The sequence below is a fragment of the Bacillus sp. SORGH_AS_0510 genome, from assembly GCF_030818775.1.
In the GTDB taxonomy this organism is placed as follows: domain Bacteria; phylum Bacillota; class Bacilli; order Bacillales; family Cytobacillaceae; genus Neobacillus.
The window spans coordinates 323,189-341,853 of record NZ_JAUTAU010000001.1 but is presented as its reverse complement, the minus strand read 5'-3'; the positions used below and the strand labels follow the sequence as shown (position 1 = coordinate 341,853).

General features: G+C 41.7%; 18 protein-coding genes. 8 read left to right on the top strand and 10 right to left on the bottom strand.

Features of this window, described 5'->3' with window-relative positions:
• Positions 1–18: 18 nt before the first annotated feature.
• The 6 genes from nosZ (at position 19) to QE429_RS01780 (ending at position 6,210) form a co-directional block, all read left to right on the top strand.
• Entirely contained in the window at positions 19–1,884 is a 1,866-nt protein-coding gene (gene nosZ, locus QE429_RS01805; protein ID WP_307283313.1) for a Sec-dependent nitrous-oxide reductase, read from the top strand.
• A gap of 83 nt (positions 1,885–1,967) precedes the next feature.
• On the top strand, positions 1,968–2,534 hold the full coding sequence (locus tag QE429_RS01800) for a hypothetical protein (RefSeq protein ID WP_307290708.1): 567 nt from the start codon (positions 1,968–1,970) through the stop codon (positions 2,532–2,534).
• A 121-nt stretch (positions 2,535–2,655) separates the two neighbouring features.
• Positions 2,656–3,876, top strand: coding sequence for a nitrous oxide reductase family maturation protein NosD (gene nosD, locus QE429_RS01795; protein ID WP_373463171.1), 1,221 nt, complete (start codon positions 2,656–2,658; stop codon positions 3,874–3,876).
• Positions 3,840–4,637: an ABC transporter permease gene (locus QE429_RS01790; RefSeq protein ID WP_307283308.1), complete on the top strand. Its 798-nt coding sequence runs from the start codon at positions 3,840–3,842 to the stop codon at positions 4,635–4,637. Before nosD ends, QE429_RS01790 begins: the two co-directional genes overlap by 37 nt.
• Entirely contained in the window at positions 4,634–5,311 is a 678-nt protein-coding gene (locus tag QE429_RS01785) for an ABC transporter ATP-binding protein (RefSeq protein WP_307283306.1), read from the top strand. Before QE429_RS01790 ends, QE429_RS01785 begins: the two co-directional genes overlap by 4 nt.
• Positions 5,308–6,210, top strand: a complete 903-nt coding sequence (locus QE429_RS01780) for a FixH family protein (protein WP_307283303.1) — start codon at positions 5,308–5,310, stop codon at positions 6,208–6,210. The genes QE429_RS01785 and QE429_RS01780 overlap by 4 nt, the downstream gene beginning before the upstream one ends.
• A gap of 44 nt (positions 6,211–6,254) precedes the next feature.
• Here the strand turns inward: QE429_RS01780 and QE429_RS01775 are convergent, their stop codons facing one another.
• Both QE429_RS01775 and QE429_RS01770 read right to left on the bottom strand, forming a co-directional pair.
• Positions 6,255–7,109 carry a Cof-type HAD-IIB family hydrolase gene (locus QE429_RS01775; protein ID WP_307283302.1) on the bottom strand — a complete coding sequence of 285 codons (855 nt, stop codon included), beginning with the start codon at positions 7,107–7,109 and terminating at the stop codon, positions 6,255–6,257.
• A gap of 71 nt (positions 7,110–7,180) precedes the next feature.
• Positions 7,181–7,849 carry a DNA alkylation repair protein gene (locus tag QE429_RS01770; RefSeq protein WP_307283299.1) on the bottom strand — a complete coding sequence of 223 codons (669 nt, stop codon included), beginning with the start codon at positions 7,847–7,849 and terminating at the stop codon, positions 7,181–7,183.
• A 111-nt stretch (positions 7,850–7,960) separates the two neighbouring features.
• On the opposite strand from QE429_RS01770, the gene QE429_RS01765 reads away from it, so the two are divergent.
• Positions 7,961–8,107 (top strand): hypothetical protein, encoded by a 147-nt coding sequence (locus QE429_RS01765; RefSeq protein ID WP_307283297.1) that lies wholly within the window; start codon positions 7,961–7,963, stop codon positions 8,105–8,107.
• 42 nt (positions 8,108–8,149) lie between these two features.
• Here the strand turns inward: QE429_RS01765 and QE429_RS01760 are convergent, their stop codons facing one another.
• Together QE429_RS01760 and ybaK are read right to left on the bottom strand one after the other, a co-directional pair.
• A complete protein-coding gene (locus QE429_RS01760) occupies positions 8,150–9,253 on the bottom strand; it encodes a PRK06851 family protein (protein ID WP_307283295.1) in 1,104 nt (367 codons plus the stop codon).
• Between the two features lie 395 nt (positions 9,254–9,648).
• The gene (ybaK, locus tag QE429_RS01755) at positions 9,649–10,125 is read right to left on the bottom strand and encodes a Cys-tRNA(Pro) deacylase (RefSeq protein WP_307283293.1); all 477 of its coding nucleotides are present in this window, start codon (positions 10,123–10,125) and stop codon (positions 9,649–9,651) included.
• Between the two features lie 203 nt (positions 10,126–10,328).
• On the opposite strand from ybaK, the gene QE429_RS01750 reads away from it, so the two are divergent.
• Entirely contained in the window at positions 10,329–12,137 is a 1,809-nt protein-coding gene (locus QE429_RS01750) for a TIGR04190 family B12-binding domain/radical SAM domain protein (protein WP_307283286.1), read from the top strand.
• A gap of 188 nt (positions 12,138–12,325) precedes the next feature.
• On the opposite strand, the gene QE429_RS01745 is transcribed toward QE429_RS01750, so the two are convergent.
• From QE429_RS01745 to QE429_RS01720, 6 genes are all read right to left on the bottom strand, one after another.
• Complete coding sequence (locus QE429_RS01745; protein WP_307283283.1) at positions 12,326–13,033, bottom strand: ABC transporter ATP-binding protein; 708 nt, start codon at positions 13,031–13,033, stop codon at positions 12,326–12,328.
• Position 13,034: 1 nt separating this feature from the next.
• Complete coding sequence (locus QE429_RS01740) at positions 13,035–13,814, bottom strand: ABC transporter ATP-binding protein (RefSeq protein WP_307283280.1); 780 nt, start codon at positions 13,812–13,814, stop codon at positions 13,035–13,037.
• Positions 13,789–14,763, bottom strand: coding sequence for a branched-chain amino acid ABC transporter permease (locus QE429_RS01735; RefSeq protein WP_307283278.1), 975 nt, complete (start codon positions 14,761–14,763; stop codon positions 13,789–13,791). The genes QE429_RS01740 and QE429_RS01735 overlap by 26 nt, the downstream gene beginning before the upstream one ends.
• A gap of 15 nt (positions 14,764–14,778) precedes the next feature.
• Positions 14,779–15,660 (bottom strand): branched-chain amino acid ABC transporter permease, encoded by an 882-nt coding sequence (locus QE429_RS01730; protein ID WP_307283275.1) that lies wholly within the window; start codon positions 15,658–15,660, stop codon positions 14,779–14,781.
• Between the two features lie 261 nt (positions 15,661–15,921).
• Positions 15,922–17,097: an ABC transporter substrate-binding protein gene (locus tag QE429_RS01725; protein ID WP_307283272.1), complete on the bottom strand. Its 1,176-nt coding sequence runs from the start codon at positions 17,095–17,097 to the stop codon at positions 15,922–15,924.
• A gap of 317 nt (positions 17,098–17,414) precedes the next feature.
• The gene (locus tag QE429_RS01720) at positions 17,415–18,620 is read right to left on the bottom strand and encodes an MFS transporter (RefSeq protein WP_307283269.1); all 1,206 of its coding nucleotides are present in this window, start codon (positions 18,618–18,620) and stop codon (positions 17,415–17,417) included.
• Positions 18,621–18,665 lie beyond the last annotated feature (45 nt).

Sequence of the window (18,665 nt, the reverse complement as noted above, 5' to 3'; positions counted from 1 at the left end):
AAGGTGGTGTAAGTGTAAATGAAAAAATGGATTCCGATTGCATCGGGACTTCTCGCAGGGTTTGTCGCCGCAACTATTTCTTTTGCCGATTTTTCAGCAAAAACAAATACGGAAGCCGCTTCGACCAATAAGAGCGACGCAGAAAAGGTTTATGTTCCATTCGGGAAAAAAGATGATTATTACTTATTTGCATCTGGCGGTCACTCTGGACAAATGTTTATTTACGGCGTTCCATCCATGCGCCATATCAGAACCATTCCTGTATTCTCGCCAGATTCTGCAACAGGTTACGGCTTTGATGAGCACTCCAAAAAATTGATGGGTGACTACACATGGGGAGACCTTCATCACCCAGCCTTCTCTGAAACAAAAGGAGACTATGACGGGAAGTTCATGTTCGCGACAGATGTCGGTAATAGCCGCGCGGCCGCCATGGACTTAAAAACATTTACCGTCAAAGACATTATTAAAGTTCCAAATACAAGCGGACCACACTGTGCGGCCTTCGTTACTGAAAATACAGAGTACATGTTCCTGCCTACACGCTTCGCCGTACCGCTTGGCCAAAAATATGAATCGTTGGATGACTACAGCACGAAATACCGCGGCGTCATGTCAGCCGTCACTTTTGACCAAAACAAAGAAAAGCTGAACATTGCCTACCAGGTGGCCCTGCCGCCATGGTCCTATGACCTTTCAGATGCGGGTAAAAAGGGATCCGCTGATTGGGCCGTTATGACGACTTACAACACAGAAGAAGCGACGACGAACCTTGAAATCAACGCCTCACAGGCTGACCGCGACTACATCATTCTTTTTAACTGGAAAGAGCTTGAGAAAATGGTCAAGGAAGGCAAGTACGAGGATGTTGGCGGTCAAAAAATGATTTTCCCTGAAAAACAAAAAGGCGGTATTTATCTAGTCCCTGTTGCCAAATCTCCACATGGTGTAGACGTCACACCTGATGGTAAGTACTTTATTGCCTCTGGAAAACTGGCTCCTTCCATGACTGTTTTTTCATTCGAAAAGGCCTTTAAAGCAGTGGAAAATAAATCATTTGCCGGCGAACGCAATGGCATTCCTATCTTAAAATATGAGTCTGTCATGGAACGAGAAGTGAACCCAGAGAACGCGCTTGGACCACTTCACACTCAATTTGATGATAAAGGTATGGCCTATACAACGATGTTCATTTCTTCTGAAATTGTGAAATGGGATCCGAAGACAGGTAAAACATTAGACCGTGTTCCTGTTCAGTATTCTCCAGGACATTCTGTTGCAGCAGAGGGTGACACCGTCGCACCTGACGGTAAATGGCTCGTGGCTCTTAATAAAATCGCAAAAGACAGTTACTTATCTGTCGGACCTTCACACCCTGAATCCATGCAGTTAATTGATATCAGCGGCAAGATGAAGGTCATTCAATCAGCACCAGTGAACCCTGAACCACACTATGCGCAAATGATTAAGGCAGACAAGATTAAAACCATAAATGTGTATCCAAAGGATGCAAAGAATAAAGACGCGGTGTACAAAAAAGCTGATGCAAAAATAGTCCGCAACGGCAATGAAGTCCATGTGTATGGCATCGCGATGCGCTCTAAATTCATCTTTGATGCAAAGGCCAAGCGTCCTGATGTGATTGAAGTAAATGAAGGCGATCACGTATTCATCCATCTCACCAATATTGACTTCGATGAGGACATTACGCACGGTTTTGCCATCAACAGCTATAACTTAAACATGGAAGTCCAGCCAGGTCAGACCAATACAATGGAATTTGTCGCGAACAAAGCTGGAACTTACCCACTTTATTGCACAAACTTCTGCTCAGCTTTACATCAGGAAATGACCGGTTACTTCCTTGTAAAACCTAAAAAGTAAATGGATGACGGGTATCAATTCTCAAAAAATTGGTACCCTCCTCCTTTTATCTAATTATCACTATATTAGGAGTGGTTAACTTGATTGGCAGTACTAAAAAATTGTCGTTATTGTCTTCATTACTATTAGGGGTTTCCGCGATTTTAATAGCCGCTTCACTCTTTTTCCCGTGGTGGAAGATGGTGTTCATCGCACCACAATATCCGGAAGGATTAAATATCATCGTCTATCCTAACAAGCTCGAAGGACAAATTGATATCGTTAACGGCTTAAATCATTACATCGGGATGTCCAACTTCAGTGAAGAAAACTTCCCTGAGTTATTCTATCTCCCCTATCTAATTGGTGGTTTAGCGGCTCTTACTCTATTAACAGCGCTGCTTCGAAAAAAATCTGTCCTCTATGGATTGATCAGCCTATTCGTCATCGGAGGGGCACTCGGCGTCCTCGATCTTCATGCTGCCTTGAAAAAATTTGGTACCAACCTAAGTCCTAAGGCACCAATTAAAATTGATCCATTTGTGCCGCCTATCTTAGGACATAACACGATCGCAAACTTCCATACGACAAGTCTGCTCGGTATGGGAACGTATTTAGTTATGGCTGCCTTTATTCTCTTACTCATTCCGTTATGGAAGGACAGAAAGTAACATGAAAAAATTCACGCTCCTATCGCTAGTTTTTTTTCTCTTTCTCTTGATAAAACCAGAAAAAGATATAGCTGCCGAAAACTTGCAAGCAACGATCGACAGCTTGAAAGAGGGGGCGGTTTTGAAGCTTGAAAATAAAACCTATGAAGGCAATATCGTCATTACCAAGCGATTAACCATCATTGGATCTAAAAACACCGTGATAAAAGGAGACGGTACGGGGAACGTGATAGCCATTAAGGCCCCTCACGTTAAGTTAAGCCATTTAACCGTGACCCATGGAAGTATGAACCGCAACTCTTCCGAAGAATATGCGGCCATCAAGGTTTACACGGACAACAATATCGTGGAGCACATCCGCATCCGCCATTCTTTTCACGGGATTTATCTGAGCCAGGCTCATCACAACCAAGTGCGCTATAACGATATTAAAGGGTTGGGCAAAGGAGAAATCGCCGCGCAAGGAAATGGTCTTCACGTCTATTATGCAAATAATAATCTCTTAGAAAAAAACACAATCGAGGGCACCCGCGATGGGATGTTCTTCGAATATGCCAACAACAATCAAAGCTATGGAAATAACATTAGCCACACACGGTACGGCCTGCATTATATGTATTCCGATGAAAATATCTTCATAAAGAATATTTTCACGATGAATACAGGCGGTGCGGCCATTATGAACTCGAACCATCTGAAACTCGAAGATAATCAATTTATTGTTAACTATGGAAACCAATCGTTTGGCTTATTACTCTTACAAGCCAACGATAATTATATAGCCCATAATACGTTTTATATGAACCAGCGCGGCTTATATATTGATCAGGCCACAAGAAACACCATTAAAGCGAACAAAGTGATTCAAAACCAAATCGGCATTGAGCTTTGGGCCAGCTCCAATGATCAAACGTTCACCTTAAACCGGATCTCGGAAAATACCATTCCCGTTGTCACCCTTGGCGGCACGGGAGAAAACAACACATGGAGCAAGGCTGGAAAAGGCAATGACTGGGGAAGCTCCTTTCCGCTCACAGATTTAAATCAGAACGGGATTGGCGACTTTGACGTTACCTATCATTCTTCACTTCATCAGCTGTTAGAAGACCAGGAATTAACCCACCTATTTTTAAAGAGTCCAGCCATTAAAATCTATGAAAAAATCCATGCCACCCTGACAGACGATGAAGTGATGTTTACTGATCCACATCCGTTAGCTGCTGCAAAAGGCAGTCAATCACCTGTTCTATTCGCTGCTTTAGGACTGTTGGTGGTCTTAATTTTATTAAAAGGGAGACATCTACTATGCATTACATTTGGAAGGAATGGAAGGAAAATATAAGAGGAAAAGGACTTTGGCTTTCCTTAAGTATCATTGTTCTTATTTCAATTAGTATCTTGTTTCGTTCCTCTGTCCTTTCATTTGATAAAGGGTTTTATGTTCTCTTAATCAATCTATTTGATACGATTATTTATTTCATCCCGATCCTGTGCTTATTTATCGGAGCCTTCTCCATCTTTCAGGAAAAGGAACAAAAAACATTAATCATGTTACTAACGAAGAAAGACAGCTTTTCAACCTTCTTTGTGAAAAAAAGCCTGGGGCTTTATACCGTAGTTTTAGTCCCGCTTCTAGCTTGGTTTTTCATCTATTTACTATTGTTAAAGTTTAATTTCCAACTAGATATGAAGGGCTATCTCATCTTTGTAGTAACCATTACCTGTTTAGCACTCGTGTTTTTACAAATGGGGGCCGCCATTGGCAGTTTTAGCCGCTCGCGGATGCAAATAATCGGCTATACGATTTTCGTCTGGTTTTACTTCTTCTTTTTGCACGATTTTATCCTGCTTTCCTTCTTACCAGACGTCACCTATGAAAATGTGAAGCTCTTTTCTGCCGTCTACTTTTTAAACCCGCTGCAAGCGGTCCGAATGTTTCTCGAAACAGGTACGGGCGTGTATTCCTTTGGCCATATGTCCCGACTCCTGCAGGCCTTTATGTGGACGAAGCCTGTGTTCTTCTTACTGGGAAATCTCATTTTTTGGCTCGTGGCATCCTACACAACGGCCATTTTATTCAACCGCAAGGAGGGGTATGAATGATTAAAGTAAGGAATGTAAACCAATCCTTCGGGAAAAAGCTAGTCCTTGACTCGGTATCCGTTGAGATCCATGAAAATGAAATTTGTGCCCTTGTCGGCCGTAATGGCGCAGGAAAATCCACCTTGATTAATAGTCTGCTCGGCCTTTTGCCCGTGAAGCAAGGCTCGGTTACCATTAACGGTATCGAGGTCACGAAGAAAAACAGTGACTGGAAAAAAGCGATAGCGTACTTACCCGAAAAATTCATGCTTTATCCCATGCTGACAGGCCTTGATAATATGACCTTTTTCGCAGAAGCGGTATTTAAACAAGCGGATGCTGAACGGATTCAGCAAGTATTAACCGCCGTAAGGCTGTGGGACGACCGCAATGTCCAAGTAAAGCAATATTCGAAGGGAATGTTGCAGCGCCTCGGCCTCGCGATCACCTTGTTTCAGGATTCACGCATTCTTATTCTTGATGAGCCGACAAGCGGTATCGACCCCATGGGGCGAAAGGAGATCTTAGAGGTGTTAGGCTCTCTTCAGGATAAAACCATTTTGCTTTCCTCCCACCATTTGGATGAAATCAAACAGGTGTGTACCCATGTGGCCTATTTAGATGATGGAAAAATAGAAAAGTATACAGTAGAGGAATTTTTAAACACTCATAACCTAGGAGGAATTGGTTCATGAAAACACGGTTTATGCTCGTCTTACTCTTGTTGGCCAGTTTAATAACGGGCTGCAGCAGCGGTCCTGATTATAAGATCAAAGTGACGAAGGCGCCTTACTATCAAAAAGATTCGGCGATGCCCTTTGAAATCAAGGTAACGGAAAACAAGAAGGCGGTTAAAGGACTGAAGGTTAGCGGGCAATTATCGATGACCAATATGGATCACGGGACTTATGATGTTACTTTTACAGAAGGGAAAGACGGTACGTACGCTGGTAAAGCGGCGCTACCTATGGGTGGCAAATATGAAGCAGCGTTTGTAATTGAAAAAGACGGGAAAAAGACAGAAAAAGTCATCGACATCAATGTCACAAAGCCTAAGGGTGTGGCAATGATTAACGGTGAATGGATTACGAATGAGGATGTAGCGTTTTATAAGTTTATTAATCAACTGCAGCTTGAAATTAACCGCGAGGCCGCTAAGAAGAAATACTCAGGTAAACAATTAGAGGAAGAATTAGCCTATCTGGAGTCACAGGAACAGATTAATAACAATAAGAATCAATTATTAACACAAATTATTCGTCTTCGCTCGATGGCAATGCTCGCGAACGAAAAAGGGCATAAGGCATCGGCTGCGGAAGTAGAGTCCGCTGTCGGAAAGGCCCGCGAACAATATAACCAATATGATGCGGCGAAAAAGTTAATTAAGGAGTATGGGGAAGATAAGTTTTGGAAGACTGAAAAGGAGCAATACCAAATGATTGTTCTTGCACAAAAGGTGCAAAAGGATCTGATTGCAAAGGTAAAAAAAGAAAACCCAACCTACGGCGAGCAAGAAGTCTACTTCCAAGCCCAGAAACAATACGAAGAACTCCTCGTCTCCCAAGTCAACTCCTTGAAGATTGAAATCTTGTAGGGTGTCAGGCACCATGTGAAAATTTCACATGGTGCCACTCTTTCCTACAATACCTCCAAAATCGCTTTCGCTACACCATGCTCATTGTTAGTAGCTGTGACAGCATCACAAATGGACTTGATGTACGTGCCCGCATTGCCCATAGCCACCGCTTTTCCAGCAGCTTCAAACATGGAGACATCGTTAAAGTTATCGCCAATCGCCATTGTTTCGGACAGCTCAATTCCTTTTGCTTTTACAAACGCTCCAAGTGCAATTCCTTTTTGCGCATTCTTGTTGGTAATTTCCAAGTTCTCATGACCTGATGTAGAAACAGCCAGATCGTCCAACTCAGCTAGAGACTTGTTCGCTGCTTCCAATTTATCTGCATCAAAGTCAAACGCCAGGAATTTGTAGATTTGGTAGTCATCGCTGGCGAATAAAACTTCGTAATCCTCAACGGTATGAATTAACCCATCTCGGATTCTTGCCCCTGCAGCCTCCACAATCTCTTGGACGTTTGCCTCCGGGTTCGCACTGACAACGATATCGACGAGGATAGAAACTGCCTTATCTGCATCAATTGTATAGGCCCCCTTATCGGTATACACCTCAAAATACACATCTTTTTCAACTAGCTTTGCGGCTACTTTTCTAGCCAACTCTTTGCTGATTGGAGTGGAAGCAAGAACTCCCCCATCCTTCGAGCGCACCTCAGCCCCATTCACACCGATGACCGGGCAGTTTAAACCAGCTTCTGCTAACACATAGGTCGCCTCTTGATAAGACCTTCCTGTCGCCACAACAAATTCAATACCTTGTGCCTGTGCTTTTAAAATTGCTTCTTTATTTTCTTCACTGATCGTTTGTGTGGAATTCAATAATGTTCCATCCATGTCTGATGCAATACATTTAATCAAGAGTCTCACCTTCCATAATTTTTCATTATGCCCATTCTAACATGAATAGTTACACATGAATGGTTTAATGCTCAGCCTACATATTTGCTGCCTTCGCGAACACTTAAAGGAGCAAGGGTATTTTCATTAATAAACCGCCTAACGGAAGCTGGATTTGTCTTCGAATATTCACGAAGTGCCCAGCCGATTGCCTTTTGGATAAAAAACTGATTACTGTAGGAATTGCTCCTTATGTATCGGTACAGCCGATCCTCATCGGTTTTCTCTTTATATTTCAATTGAAAAAGAATCGCTGTTCTTCGCAGCCACATATTTTCATCCATCGCCCAGCCATCAATCGTCTCCTCAATTACTTCTGGATACATTTCCGCTATTCTGCCAACCGGCTTTGCCGCGATCGCATCCACCGTATCCCACCAGGATTTTTCCAGAACTAATCTTTCCATTAAAGCTAAGTCATCCTTTTTCAGCTTCTTTAACATTTTTTCTATGTAAGTTAAGGCAGTATATTGATATTCTCTCTCGTTCTTTTTCCAAAGCTCTATGATAAATTCTTGGTCAAAGGGCTCTTTTACTATTCCTGTTTCTTTAAAAAATTCCTTTTCTAATTCCTTCCGAATCGGCGACTTGATCCCTAAAAATGAAAAATGATCCTTCATATACTTCTTCATGGGCCCCGCCTCTGTCTCATTTCGGTTCGCTTCGAACAGCTTAGTTACAAAATCCAGCTTGTCTGACAAAGAAATGCCTCCTATGTAAAAATTTCTATTTTTTTCTAGTAGTTTACCCTTTAATTATTAGCATGAAAACATCGTCTTACGCCACACTACAAGTAAAAAGGAGGGATCATCATGACGAAGAAATACAATAAAGGCAGTAACAATCAAAATTCTCCTCGAGCCGGACACGCTGAAGCAGAATTTGCGACTGAATTTGTAAGTGGCGATAATAGCAAAGGCAATAAAAACAATCACACGCAAAAAAAGAAGAAGAAATAGAAAAGTGAGGCTGACTCTTAGTCAGCCCCACTTCAATTGAGATTAAAAAACATTTGCTGCCGCAATATCTTTTATTTCCCCAGCAATTTTACTCTGAATGTTTTCCACAACAGAGAAGTCCATGGCAGAAACATAAATTTCTTCAAGTTCATCATGCAGTTCTTTTGCTTTAGCAAGATAGCTAGTTGCTTCATTCATTTTATTTTTGTATTTAGCGGAGATTTTGCTGATAAAATCCGCAAAAATTTCATCCGTTCCTGGCTCAATAAGAAGTTCATACATATCGAGAATTTCGTCGCCATCGCGGCTTGGGAAGTACTCATGTGGTGCCGTACTATCAAAAATGGCGATGCCGAGTTCTCTAAAAATACACATATCGAGGCTGTTTGGATCAAAGCCGCAATGATAAATCTCCACATCGACCCCGCGTTCCTGTGCTGCGGCGGCAAGTTTTTTCAACATCGTTGATTTTCCGGACCCAGGGCGCCCTTTAATAAAGTAGCGTTTCGGAATCTCCTCTGTTAAGTTCGGAACGAAATCAACGGCGCCTTTCGGTGTGGCCGCACCTAAGAAACGATGACGAACATCTGGCGTCTTATTCAATTTCATTTTTCCAAAGAAGGTATCAATCAATTTATTCGTTAATTGATCGGCCTTTTTAAAATTCATGCTATTAATATAGATTTTTTCCCAATCATCATGAATGTCTAATGCTTCCTTAAAGGTGGCATACGCCTTCTGAAATGATTGGCTTATTTGAGTCGTCAGCTTTTGGATCACATTTTTTTGCACACTAAGCTTACGGGCATTCCAAGCTTCGCCGAGATTAATATATTCCTCAACTGCTCCAGGTGCTTTCGGCTCAATGACATGTGGTGCCGTTCCATCGACAATCCCAACCCTTAGTGCTGGTATAAGCACACCATCAATGGAATTATTATCGGAGGAACAGTGTAAAAACTCCACATCATAGCCTTGCTCTACCCACTCATGGCCAATTTTTTTCATCAATGAAGATTTACCTGTTCCAGGTCCGCCTTTTAAAATAAACAACCGGTCTAGTCCTTGAAGATTGGAATCATATAGGTTATGAAAGCCTCTGGCTGTGTTCCCGCCAGCAAAATAATTTCTAACTTTTCCTGCCACTCATCAACACTCCCTTTTATGCTACTCAACTGCGCCTCGTCATCCTGCATTCTGTTTAGTGGCGAGTTATTAGGTGAGATATTTACACCCTATCATATGCACATATGGGTTATAGGTGAGTGCCTATAGAAAAATTCATCTGATTCTCATTTTCTCTTTGCTAAACTTGTCTGTTGATTTCCGATCCAGGCACGAGCGGTTCGTGGGTGTTTCGGCGAGCCTCCTCGGCGCAAGCGTCTGCGGGGTCTCCCCTGAACCATACTCCCACAGGACATTGAATTTGCTTCATCGAATCAGCACCGCACGAAGGAAATGCGATAGCATTTTCGAGGATCTTCGCCTTCCGCTCCAATCAACAGGTGTTTCAAATCAACATAATGCTTTAACATAGCCTCTCATTTTATAAGATCAATCACTAGCGCCTTTGTTACTTCTTGCAGTACGGTGGGGGCGAGGACGATTTGTACGCCGATCTTGCCTGCGCTGACGACCATCTCGGGAAGGTCCTTGCAGGTTTCGTCCAAGAAGGTCTTGTAGTCTTTTTTCATTCCGATAGGGGAGCAGCCACCGCGGATATAGCCCGTCCATTTTTGAATATCCTTCACAGGGATCATCTCCATGCTTTTTTCTCCAGCGGCTCTTGCTGCCTTTTTCAAATCCAACTCTTCGGCAACAGGAATGACAAACACATAAATGTTTTTGCTAGGGCCTTGTGCCACAAGGGTTTTATAGACTATCTTTGGATCTTTGCCAATTTTCTCAGCGACCGAAACTCCGTCAATCTTTCCATCTTTATTATCATATGTCAGCATGTCATACTCGATTTTTTTTGCGTCCAGGATACGCATTGCATTCGTTTTGATCTGTGCCATCGTCATTCTCCTTGAAAAATATTGTCAATTACAGTTAGTCTAATAGACCATGCCCTGAATGACAACCATACTTTATACACAAAATCACCTAAATATTGTCACTCGTTTGTCACTTTATCCTTCTATGACTATAGTAAACTTAAATTATGGAAGCATAATTTATTTAAATTTGTGAATATATTCACATTTCAAGAGGTGGAGTCATGAAATACGATTTAGTTCTCTTGCACGCACCAAGTGTTTACGATTTTAGAAAAAATCCTTTGCTAGCAGGTCCCATCAGCGATGTTGTTCCGTCATCGCCTGTATTTGAAATGTACCCAGTCGGGCTGACAAGTATTGCGGATTACCTAGAAAGATACGGACTAAGGGTAAAAATTATTAACATCGCCAATCGAATGCTGATGAATGAACATTTTGATGTCGAAGCCAAACTAAGAAACATCCAAACCAAAGCATTTGGAATCGACCTTCATTGGCTCCCACATGCACATGGCAGTATCGAGCTTGCCAAAATTGTAAAGACCCTTCACCCCCAAACACCCATCATTTTTGGAGGACTATCTGCCACCTATTATCATAAAGATTTAATTGAATACCCGTTCATCGACTTTGTCATGCGCGGCGATTCGACCGAAAAGCTTATGCTTCTCCTAATGAACAAAGTCGAGGCAGGCAACACCCACTTTGCGGACATTCCAAACTTAACCTGGAAAAAGGGAAGCAAGTACGGCTTCAATCCACTCACATATGTACCAAAGGATTTAGATGATATCGACGTTCCTGGCTACCGCTACACGATCCGCTCTGTGTTCAAGTATAGGAATTTCCTAGACCCGCTACCATACAACGGCTGGCTGCAATACCCAAATACCGCTCTTTTAACGGCCAGAGGCTGCACGCAAAACTGCTTGATCTGCGGAGGCTCACGGGAAGCGTATGATCAAAACTGTAACCGCAATGCCCTTGCGCTACGGTCGCCGAAAAAGCTAATTGAAGATATTCAGTTTATCTCAAGGTTTAGCCGCGCTCCCATTTTCATTCTTCACGACCTAAGACAAGGCGGCAGTGACTATGTAAATGAATTCTTTAACCGTCTTAAAAAACTTAGGCTTAAAAATGAAATCGTGTTTGAATTGTTTCAGTATGCGGATGAGGAATTTTTCAAGCAAATCAATGAGAGTGTACCAAAGTATAGCATTGAAATCACGCTGGAGACGCATGATGAACAAATAAGAAGGTATAATGGAAAGTTCAGCTGTACCAACGAAAAGGTCATCGACACTCTTAACTATGCTCTTAAAAATGGCTGTCAAAAAATCGATTTATTCTTCATGGTGGGGATACCTGGACAGACCTATCAAAGTGCCCTCGAAAATATTGATTTTTGTGAGGAAATTCATCTGGCCTGCCAGAAGGACCCCAGAGTCTATTACTTTGTCGCACCTTTGGCACCGTTCTTAGACCCGGCAAGTCCAGCTTTTGAACATCCGGAAATCCATGGCTATAAAAAACTCTGTCATACCCTTGAAGACCACCGCAAAGCGATCACACAACCTTCCTGGAAGCATATGCTCAGCTATGAAACTAAAGATTTGACACGAGATGATATTGTGAATGCGACCTATGAATCTGCTAAGAAATTAAACGAGTTCAAATTATACTACCAACTCATTGATCAGGAGGGATATCAAGAAATAAAGGAGAAGATCGATAAATCAAAAGCCTATATTGAAAAAATCGACCAGGTTTTGTCGCTTCCTGAGGAGGAGCAAACTAGGGAATTAGTGAAGATTCAAAAGGAAATTGAAGAGTTAAATAAGTACAGTATTTGCGGAAAGAATGAGTTAAAGTGGGAGGTTCAAAAGAATTATGCTAATTTCTTTTCCCTTGCTTTAGTGGGAATAGAACAGCTTTATCAGGATTATTCGAACATAATTCGAGCAAAAGTAAGCCCAAAACAACGGTTCCAATTTAAACTTGAAACAGATCGTCAAAAAATAAAGATATAACGAAAAAAAGGGATTACAGCCCCTTTTAAATGATAAGAAAACATATTCTTCGACTTCGAGAATTGTCCAGCTCCAGCGTCTAGCCCCTCGGGTCAAATAACCTTCGGCAATAAAAGTCAAAGAACGACTTTTCTTGCCGAAGAACATTTGCCTGTCGGGGCTGAACAAGGCGCTTGCGCTTTTCTTATTTAATGCCCACCCAAGTAGGCCGCTCTTATTTGATCGCTTTGCCCCAGCTCTTCCGCCGAACCTGAAGCGACAATTTTTCCTGTCTCGATGACATAAGCACGATCGGCAATCGATAAGGCCATATTCGCATTTTGCTCGACTAATAATATAGTCGTGCCTTGTTGATTGATTTCCTCAATAATTTTAAAGATGGTTTTTACCAGCAATGGGGCCAGACCCATGGATGGCTCATCTAGTAACAATAGGCGCGGTCTAGCCATAAGGGCACGACCCATCGCAAGCATTTGCTGCTCACCACCTGAAAGCGTACCTGAGAGTTGCTTGCGGCGCTCTTCTAATCGCGGGAAAAGCTGATAGACTTTTTCAAAATCCTCACGAATTCCTTTTTTGTCTTTGCGTAAATACGCACCTAACTCTAAATTTTCCTCAACAGACATATTTTGAAAGACTCGACGGCCTTCAGGAACCTGAGAAATGCCTCTTTTTACGATAGATTGGGCAACCTTCCCAGCCACATGCTCATTCTCAAAGACAATTTCTCCACTTTTTGGCTTCAAGAGGCCAGAGATCGACTTTAACAGCGTACTTTTACCGGCACCATTTGCTCCAATCAGTGTCACAATTTCTCCCTGATTGATTTCGAGGGAAACTCCCTTCAATGCATGAATATTTCCGTAATAGACATTCATATCCTTTATTTTTAGCATATTAAGAGACCTCCTCGCCAAGATACGCTTCGATGACTTTTGGATTATTTCTGATCTGTTCTGGTGTTCCCTCAGCAATCAATTGACCATGGTCAAGAACATAGATGCGCTCACAAACTCCCATAACAAGAAGCATGTCATGTTCAATTAATAGAATGGTTAATGAAAATTTCTCGCGAATAAGAGCGATTAAATTCATCAACTCTTCCGTTTCCTGCGGGTTCATACCAGCTGCCGGTTCATCCAAGAGCAATAGCTTTGGATTTGCAGCCAAGGCTCTCGCAATCTCAAGACGGCGCTGCTGGCCATATGGTAAGTTCTTTGCTTTCTCATGCAAGACATCGTCAAGCTTAAAGATTTTTAAGAATTCAATCGCCTTTTCTTCCATCTCCTTCTCGCCGGAAAAGTGGGAAGGGAGGCGAAGAATCGAGCTAACAATGGAATGCTTAGACAAAGTATGATAGGCAACCTTTACGTTATCCAGTACGGATAATTCACTAAACAAACGGATATTTTGGAAGGTCCGGCTGATTCCCTTTTTTGTAATCCGATAAGGAGCCAGGCCATTCAGTTTTTCTCCCTCTAATGAAATGCTTCCCTCAGTGGGAACATACACACCTGTCAGAAGGTTAAAGAAGGTTGTTTTTCCGGCACCGTTTGGTCCAATTAAACCGACAAGTTCACCCTGCTTTAATTCCAGGTTTACATCAGACACTGCTTTCAACCCGCCAAATCGGATTCCTGCATTTTCAACCTTAAGCAACTGTGTTTTTGCTGCCATGCTGTACTCCTCCTTTAGCGGACTTACCCGTTTTAAATAGTGATGTAATTTCTTTTGTACCCATCAAACCTTGTGGACGGTAAAGCATCATTACGATTAAGACTAAGCTATAGATAACCATCCGTACCTCTGGATAGTTTTGAAGATAGGTAGAGATGATGGTCAACAGGACAGTGGCGATAACGGCACCAGACATACTGCCCAACCCACCCAATACGACAAAAATTAAAATATCAAATGACTTTAAGAATCCGAAGTTAGTTGGCTGGATAATGTAGAAGTTGTGGGCAAATAATGCACCCGCAATCCCTGCGAAAAAGGCACCAAGCGCAAAGGCTGCGACTTTATAATAAGTCGTATTGATTCCCATAGCATCAGCTGCAATCTCATTCTCTCGGATGGAGATACAAGCTCTTCCATGTGTAGAGTTGGTGAAGTTTGCAATCACAATAATCGTTAGTAATACACATCCAATCAACCACGGCCATGTGGTTAAATGGGATACAGTCATCCCGCTGGCGCCGCCTACATAATCAATATTTAAAAAGACAATTCTTACAATTTCCCCAAAACCAAGAGTAGCAATGGCTAAATAATCTCCTCTTAAACGGAGGGTAGGGATCCCAATAATTAGACCTGCTACCGCTGCCGCTAATCCACCTGTTATTAATGCTACTGGAAACGGCATGCTTAATTTCATGGTCATAATTGCAGACGCATAGGCACCCACTGCGAGAAACCCAGCATGTCCAATGGAAAACTGGCCAGTAATCCCAATAATTAAGTGAAGGCTGACCGCTAAAATAATGTTAATTCCCATAAAAAACAGTGTATTTACATAAAATTGATTGAGTGTTCCGCCTGTAATAAAAAATTGCATCACGACTGCAAAAACAACGGCTAAAACGATTGAAGTCCAAAAAAACTTTGCCTGTTTAAAAATAGTCATCGTAGAAGCCTCCCCCTATACCTTTTCCCTGACATTTTTACCAAATAAGCCTGCTGGTTTGAAGATTAAAATTAAGATGAGGACAATGAATGCAACTCCATCACGCCATAAAGAATAGCCTGCCGCACTAACAAACGCTTCAATTGTACCTAAAACTAATCCGCCTGCCATCGCTCCTGGAATAATTCCGATTCCGCCCAAAACAGCAGCAACGAAAGCTTTCAGCCCTGGGATAATCCCCATCAGCGGTTCAATCTTCGTATAATACATTCCAAAAATAACCCCAGCTGCACCTGCTAGAGCAGAACCGATAGCGAAGGTAGCAGAAATAGTGTTATTTACGTTAATCCCCATCAATCTTGCTGCATCCATATCATGAGAAACGGCACGCATCGCTTTTCCAATTTTCGTTTTATGAACAATGAATTGCAGAAGAATCATTAAAACTAAGGATGTTCCTAGAATAAGGATGGATTGTCCACTAATTTTTACCCCAAACACATCTAAGCTCTTGATTGGGACCAAATTACTTGGATACGCTTCTGGCTGTGCACCACGAGCATAAATCGTTCCATATTCAATAAACAAGGACACCCCAATGGCTGTAATGAGAGCTGCTATTCTTGTCGCATTCCGCAATGGCTTGTACGCAATCCGTTCAATTAGTACCCCGAAGATAGCACAAGCTGCCATGGAAATAACTAAAGCAGGGAAAAATCCTAAATCTAAAATAGTAATAGAATAAAAGCCTATAAATGCACCGACCATGAAGACATCCCCATGGGCAAAATTAATCAGTTTGACGATACCGTATACCATCGTGTAGCCTAGGGCAATTAACGCATATATACTCCCCAGGGATATTCCGTTGACTAATTGTTGTATAAACTGTTCCATGTCCAAACACTCCCTTAAAAGGACTTCAACTTGTCTCTAAAATGGGAATAGGGAGACATCCATTCTCCCTATTCATTTGCCCATTATAAAATTTATTGAACCAGTATCCCTTATCATGTTGCTCTGTTATTAACTTGTCTAGCTTCAGCGCCTAGCCCCTCGGGTCAAATAACCTTCGGCAATAAAAGTCAAAAGGCGGACTTTTCTCGCTGAAGAACATTTGCCTGTCGGGACTGAACAAGGCACTTCCGCTTTTCTAATTTAAGGATTTACTTTCACTTTAAATTGTTGTTCGCCGTTTACATACTCAAGGATAACAGCTGCCTTGATTGGATCGTGATTTTTATCAAGCTTCATTTTTCCTGAAACAAGCTCAAGTCCATCTGTTTCAGCCAAGGCCTTCTGAAGTTTCTTCGAATCGCTGCTTCCTGCACGCTTAATTGCATCAGCAATAAAGTACACTGTGTCATAACCTAAAGCATTGAACGCATCTGGTGATTTGCCATCATATTTTGCTTTGAAGGCATTAACAAAGTCTTGTACTTTCTTATCACTATCACCTGATGAATAGTGGTTAGTAATAAATGTGTTCTTTAATGGTTCCGCGCCGCCAGCAATTTTTACTAGAGTAGGTGAATCCCAGCCGTCGCCACCCATTAATGGTACATTTAGACCAATTTCACGAGCTTGCTTAATGATTAGACCTACTTCTTCATAGTATCCAGGAATGAATACATATTCCGGATTTGCTGCCTTGATATTTGTTAAAGTAGCGTGGAAATCTGTATCCTTTGCCACGTATGCTTCTTCAGAAACGATTTTTCCGCCATTTTTCTTAAATGCTTTTTTGAACGAATCTGCAAGTCCTTTTGCATAGTCACTAGAACTGTCAATAAGGATCGCCGCTGTCTTTACCTTTAATTCTTTCGCTGCAAAGTTCGCCGCAACCGTACCTTGGAATGGGTCGATAAAGCATGTACGGAAAACAAAGTCACTTACTTTTCCATCTTTATTTGTGATTGTAGGATTTGTACCAGTTGGTGTAATTAATGGGATCTTATTATCTTGAGCAATTTGTACTTGTGCAAGCGTATTTGTACTTGTTGCTGCACCAATAATTGCAGCCACTTTGTCTTGAGTAGCTAATTTAAGCGCACCACTTGTTGCTTCAGATGCCTCTGACTTATTGTCAAACGTAACAAGCTTTAGTTTCTTTCCATCAATACCTTTTTTGTTGATTTCTTCGATAGCAAGGTCGATACCTTCTTTTTCTGATTGGCCGTAAGAAGCGACCCCACCAGACAATTCAAGGTTTGCTCCAATTTTAATCGTATCTCCTCCACCACCATCACCGCTAGTTGTAGAGTTACATCCTGCCATCACGCCTGCTGCTACCATCATTGACATAAAAATACCAGCTAATTTTTTCTTTCTCATGGCTTTACCCCCCGTTTTTTAAAAAAATTTCCCAAGATAGTTACTTTACTCTTCGCAATAAAGATAATATTCTGAAAACATTGTACATAATATTTAGGGGTTCGTCTAGTAGAAAAGTCCATTATTTTAAAATAATTTAGAAAATAATAAAAATTAAACTTTTCCTATACTTATAGGCTTTATTTCAGTAAAGTGAATAGAAATTTACTTTCAATTTAAAAGTAACGCAGCAAATGAATTATTTTGTCTAAATATGATTCTTTCGTCTGCTAATGTAAAAAAGAGATTCCTATAAGGGAATCTCTTTCCGTTTATTATTATACTAATTCTTTTCTTTTGGTTTCCTTTCCCAAAACGAAAACAGCTAATGCACCAATAAGAATAGAGATACAAAAGATTGTAAATATGGATGAAATAGCTACCTTTTGTGCAACAAGGTTACCTACTAATAAGGGCCCTAGCACACCGCCAATTCGCCCAAATGATGCTGCCATACCAGTTCCCGTACCGCGAATGATGGTAGGATATTGTTCTGGAGAGTACGCATATAGGCCTCCCCATGCTCCGAGGTTAAAGAAAGATAAGAGAATACCTGAAGTCATTAAGAGAGCCGTTGACTCAGCTGTACCAAAGAAGTAGGCACTCACAGCCGTACCTAGTAAATAAACCACTAACACAAACTTCCGGCCGAACTTTTCAATAAACCATGCCGCTGTAAAATAACCTGGTAACTGAGCTAGCGTCATAATCAGAACATATTCAAAGCTTTTAATTAAGCTGAATCCTTTCATCACCATTACACTTGGAAGCCATAAGAACATTCCGTAATATGAGAAGACGACACAGAACCAAACAATCCAAAGCATCGTCGTTTGGCGGATATGTTCTTTCGACCAAAGCTTTGCCAGGCCTTGCCATACAGATGGCTTCTCCTTACTCTTCACTGCTTCAAAACGAGGAGAGTCGGGGAGACCGATTCGTAAATAAAGCGCATAGATTGCAGGAAGGGCACTAATTAATAGAGCGACTTGCCAGCCATACTTGGGAATGACAAAATACGAAATAATGGCAGAAATTAACCAGCCACCTGCCCAAAAGCTCTCTAACAGCACAACGATTCTTCCACGCTTATCTGCTGATACACTTTCAGATACGAGTGTAGAGGCAACTGGAAGCTCTCCACCTAAACCTGCACCAATTAAGAAACGAAACACTAAAAAGACGGCTAACGTGGAGGCAAGCGCGGAAGCCCCACTGCCTACTGAAAATAACAATAAGGTAATAATAAAAACATTTTTTCGGCCGATCCGATCCGCCATTAGACCAAATATGAGTGCACCGACAGCCATCCCGATTGAATTGATACTGCCGATCCAGCCCATCTGTTCTGGAGTGAGGTCCCATTCCACTTTTAGAGCAGCAATAATAAAGGAAAGCATCCCCACATCCATGGCATCAAACATCCAGCCCAGCCCGGCAATGCCAAGTAACTTTCTCTCTGAAATTTCTTTTTGTATTTTCATCTTGTTCCCCCTATTAGGTTACCTGCACTTACATTATTCCCTAAA